Here is a 4,749-nt window from a genome sequence, read left to right on the forward strand (position 1 = left end):
CCCCCCCCGGCGTCCGTTTCCTATTGCCGCCCCGTTCCGGCCGGCCCCCCCCCCCCCCCCGCCCCCCCCCCGCGGGGGGGCCCCGGGGCCTCTGACGTACCGGCAGGCACTGGATGTACCGGCGGGTACTGGACGTACCGGCAGGTACTAGTGGGAGTGGCCGTGGCCGCCGTGACCGGCGTCGGCCTCTTCCTCGGCCGGCTTCTCGACGACCAGGGTCTCGGTCGTGAGCAGCAGCGACGCGATGGACGCGGCGTTCTCCAGGGCGGAGCGGGTGACCTTGACCGGGTCGATGACGCCGGCCTTGACCAGGTCGCCGTACTCGCCGGTGGCGGCGTTGAAGCCCTGGCCCTTGTCGAGCTCGGCGACCTTGGAGGTGATGACGTAACCCTCCAGGCCGGCGTTCTCGGCGATCCAGCGCAGCGGCTCGACGGCGGCGCGGCGGACGACCGCGACACCGGTGGCCTCGTCGCCGGTCTTGCCGAGGTTGCCCTCCAGGACCTTCACGGCGTGGACGAGGGAGGAGCCACCGCCGGAGACGATGCCCTCCTCGACCGCGGCGCGGGTCGCGGAGATGGCGTCCTCGAGGCGGTGCTTCTTCTCCTTGAGCTCCACCTCGGTGGCGGCGCCGACACGGATGACGCACACGCCGCCGGCCAGCTTCGCAAGGCGCTCCTGGAGCTTCTCGCGGTCCCAGTCGGAGTCCGTGGCCTCGATCTCGGCCTTGATCTGGTTGACGCGGCCCTTGACGTCGTCGGAGTTGCCCCCGCCGTCGACGATGGTCGTGTCGTCCTTGGAGACGGTGACGCGGCGGGCGGTGCCCAGCACGTCGAGACCGGCGCCGTCGAGCTTGAGGCCGACCTCCTCGGCGATGACGGTCGCACCGGTGAGGGTGGCGATGTCACCGAGCATGGCCTTGCGGCGGTCGCCGAAGCCCGGGGCCTTCACCGCGACGGCGTTGAAGGTGCCGCGGATCTTGTTGACGACGAGGGTGGAGAGCGCCTCGCCCTCGACGTCCTCGGCGATGATCAGGAGCGGCTTGGAGGCGCCGGCCTGGATGACCTTCTCCAGGAGCGGCAGCAGCTCCTGGATGGAGCCGATCTTGCCCTGGTGGATCAGGATGTACGGGTCGTCGAGGACGGCCTCCATACGCTCCTGGTCGGACACCATGTACGGGGACAGGTAGCCCTTGTCGAAGGCCATGCCCTCGGTGAACTCCAGGTCCAGACCGAAGGTGTTGGACTCCTCGACGGTGATGACACCGTCCTTGCCGACCTTGTCCATCGCGTCCGCGATGAGCTCGCCGACCTGCGGGTCCTGCGCGGAGAGCGCGGCCACGGCGGCGATGTCGGCCTTGTCGTCGATCGGGCGCGCCGTGGAGAGGAGCTCCTCGGACACGGCCTTGACGGCGGCGTCGATGCCCTTCTTCAGGGCGGCCGGGGAGGCGCCCGCGGCGACGTTGCGCAGGCCCTCGCGGACGAGCGCCTGGGCCAGGACGGTCGCGGTGGTGGTGCCGTCACCCGCTACGTCGTTGGTCTTGGTCGCCACCTCCTTGACGAGCTGGGCGCCGAGGTTCTCGTACGGGTCGTCGAGCTCGACCTCGCGGGCGATCGTGACACCGTCGTTGGTGATGGTGGGGGCACCGAACTTCTTGTCGATGACGACGTTGCGGCCCTTGGGGCCGATCGTCACCTTCACCGTGTCGGCAAGCTTGTTGACGCCGCGCTCAAGGGCGCGACGGGCGTCCTCGTCGAACTTCAGAATCTTCGCCATGGGCTGTGTTCCCTCTCAAAATGAACTGCGCCCCTCGCCGCCCGGCTAGTTGTTACGCAGGGGGCCAGGGGCGCAGAACACAAGCAAACGTGGGTGAATTACTTCTCGACGATCGCGAGAACGTCGCGGGCCGAGAGGACGAGGTACTCCTCGCCGTTGTACTTCACCTCGGTGCCGCCGTACTTGCTGTACAGGACGACGTCGCCGGTCTTGACGTCGAGCGGAAGCCGCTCGCCGTTCTCGAAGCGGCCCGGGCCCACGGCGAGGACGACGCCCTCCTGGGGCTTCTCCTTCGCGGTGTCCGGAATGACCAGGCCGGAAGCCGTGGTCTGCTCGGCGTCGAGCGGCTGGACCACAATGCGGTCCTCGAGCGGCTTGATCGCAACCTTGGAGCTGGTGGTCGACACGATCCGGTCTCCCCCTTCGGAGATCTCACGGGGTTTAGCAGTCAGTGGGTGGCGATCGGACCGATCCGTCGTCGCGGGTGCCGGACCTGCCCTGTCGCACAAGGTGGTGCTGGCACTCTCCAGGGGGGAGTGCCAGACCCGAGACTATGACCGCGATTAGCACTCGGTCAAGCGGAGTGCCAATTCACCACCCGCGCGCCGCTCCGGGACGCCCCCGCGGCTCAGACGTAGTCCTCCAGCTTCGCCACCGCGTACCCCTTGTCCGTGATGGTCTTCATGACCCGGCGGATCATGTCGGGCATCGAGCCCTTCCAGTCCTCCTTGCCGCGGAAGTGGGTGAGGACGATGTCGCCGGGGTGCAGGTCCCGGTCCCACTCGCGCCATTCCATGCGGTCGGGGAAGGCCTCGGAGGACCACAGGGGTACGGCGGTGATGCCGCAGGACTTGGCGACGACGAGGGTGTCGCGGTTGTAGTTGCCGTAGGGCGGGCGGAAGAGGGTGGGCCGCTTCCCGTAGTGCTTGAGGATCTTCTCCTGCTGGCCGCAGATCTCCCGCTTCTGCTCGGCGTACGACAGTCCGGGCAGATAGCGGTGGTTGAGGGTGTGGTTGCTGATGGTCACCCCGCGCCGCTGCATCTTCCTGAAGTAGCCGTAGTCGTCGTTGATGACGTAGTCGCTGACGAACGCGCTGTACGGGATGGACAGTTCGGTCATCATCCGCAGCAGCTCGGGGTCCTTCTCCGCCCCGTCGTCCATCGTCAGGAAGACGATCTTCTCCTTGGTCGGGACGGTGGTGAAGACCGGCGGGAGCCCCTTGTCGTTCCGGACCTCGAAGCCCTTGCGGGTGGTGATGGACGGCTTGACCTTCGGCGGCTCGGGGGCCGCGAGCGGGACCTTGGCGAGCCCCCACTTCTTCGCCGCGACCGCCCGCGCGGCCTGCTGCTTCCTGACCGTCTCGGCGTACGTGTCCGGGGCCGGGGCGGGCCCGGCCTGCGGCGCCGCGTCGCCCGACGGGCCCGAGGTGGGCTTCGCGGATCCGCCGGGGGCGCCCGCGCCGCTGCCGCCCGCCTCCGCCGCGCATCCGGAGGCGACGGCGGCGGCCAGCAGGGCCGCCAGCACGACGACGCCCGACCTGTGCCGTTTTCTGCCTGACTTTTCGTTTTGTCGTACTAGCTGCATGGCGCCGCATCCTGCCAGCCGCCACCCCGTGCGCCCATTCCGACACCGCGAGCGGACCGGCACCGTCCCCCGGGCGGCCCACAGGGACCTCCGCCGGCGCACCGGTCACAATGGACCGGGTGAACGCAACGACCCCCTCCGCCTCCTCGGCCGACGACCCCGCCCGCGCCGCCTTCGCCGCGCTGCGCACCCCCGAGGGCGGGCGACTGCTGGCCGAGCTGCGCGACCACGACCCCGCCGACGAGCTGGCCACCGCGACCCGGCTGCGCCGCACGCACCCGGCGGAGCTGGTGTCGGCGGCCCTCGGCCAGGCCCGGCTGCGGCAGCGGGCGGTCGCCAAGTTCGGGGCCGAGGACGCCTACCGGATGTACTTCACGCCCAACGGGGTCGAGCAGGCCACCCGCACCTCGGTGGCGGAATACCGCGCCGCCCGCCTCGCCGCCCTCGGCGTACGGAGCGTGGCGGACCTGTGCTGCGGCATCGGCGGCGACGCGCTCGCCCTGGCCCGCGCCGGGATCGCCGTACTCGCCGTGGACCGCGACCCGCTGACCGCCGAGGTGGCCCGCGCCAACGCGGAAGCGCTGGGGCTCGGGGACCTGGTCGAGGTGCGGTGCGCCGATGTCACGGAGATCGACACCTCCCCGTACGACGCGGTCTTCGTCGACCCGGCCCGGCGCGGCGGCCGGGGCCGCATCTTCGACCCGGAGGCGTACTCACCGCCCCTCTCCTGGGCCACGGCCGCCGCGCTGAAGGCCCCCAGGGCGGCGCTGAAGATCGCCCCGGGCATCCCGCACGAGGCGATCGGCCCGGAGGCGGAGGCCGAGTGGATCTCGGACGGCGGGGACGTGAAGGAGGCGGTGCTCTGGTACGGGGAGGGCTTCGCGGCCGGCGCGTTCCGGGCCACGCTGCTCCCCGCCGGGGCGACCCTGACCGCTCCGGCCCCGCTGCCGGCCCCACCGGTGGGGCGGGTCGGGCGCTATCTGTACGAGCCGGACGGCGCGGTGATCCGGGCGCATCTGGTCGCGGACCTCGTGGAGCGGTGCGGCGGGCGGCTGGTGGACGAGACGATCGCGTACATCACGAGCGATGTGCCGTACTCCTCCCCGTACGTCTCCGGGTACGAGATCACCGATCAGCTGCCGTTCAACATGAAGAAGCTGAAGGCGCTGCTGCGGGAGCGTCGGATCGGCGTGCTGACCGTCAAGAAGCGCGGCTCGGCGGTCGAACCGGAGGAGCTGCGCCGCCGGATGAAGCTGAGCGGGCCGGGCTCGGCGACGGTGTTCCTGACCCGGGTGGCGGGAGCGCCGACGATGCTGATCGGCCACCCGCTGGGCTGAGCCGACCGCTTCGCCCCCCTTCCGGCAGACCCACCCGGCCCGCTCAGCTTCATC

Annotated in this window: 4 protein-coding genes; 1 reads left to right on the forward strand and 3 read right to left on the reverse strand. The window is 70.8% G+C overall.

Annotated elements, in window-relative coordinates:
• Positions 1-147 precede the first annotated feature (147 nt).
• The 3 genes from groL to JS521_RS21000 all read right to left on the reverse strand — a co-directional run bounded on the left by groL (position 148) and on the right by JS521_RS21000 (position 3,358).
• A complete protein-coding gene (gene groL, locus JS521_RS20990) occupies positions 148-1,773 on the reverse strand; it encodes a chaperonin GroEL (protein ID WP_205084489.1) in 1,626 nt (541 codons plus the stop codon).
• A 98-nt stretch (positions 1,774-1,871) separates the two neighbouring features.
• Complete coding sequence (groES, locus tag JS521_RS20995) at positions 1,872-2,180, reverse strand: co-chaperone GroES (protein WP_003966899.1); 309 nt, start codon at positions 2,178-2,180, stop codon at positions 1,872-1,874.
• 221 nt (positions 2,181-2,401) lie between these two features.
• Entirely contained in the window at positions 2,402-3,358 is a 957-nt protein-coding gene (locus tag JS521_RS21000) for a polysaccharide deacetylase family protein (RefSeq protein WP_205084490.1), read from the reverse strand.
• Between the two features lie 110 nt (positions 3,359-3,468).
• On the opposite strand from JS521_RS21000, the gene JS521_RS21005 reads away from it, so the two are divergent.
• Positions 3,469-4,695: a THUMP-like domain-containing protein gene (locus tag JS521_RS21005; RefSeq protein WP_205084491.1), complete on the forward strand. Its 1,227-nt coding sequence runs from the start codon at positions 3,469-3,471 to the stop codon at positions 4,693-4,695.
• The last annotated feature ends 54 nt before the right edge of the window (positions 4,696-4,749 follow it).

Origin of the sequence: Streptomyces durocortorensis, assembly GCF_016901035.1 — a bacterium.
Lineage (GTDB): Bacteria > Actinomycetota > Actinomycetes > Streptomycetales > Streptomycetaceae > Streptomyces > Streptomyces durocortorensis.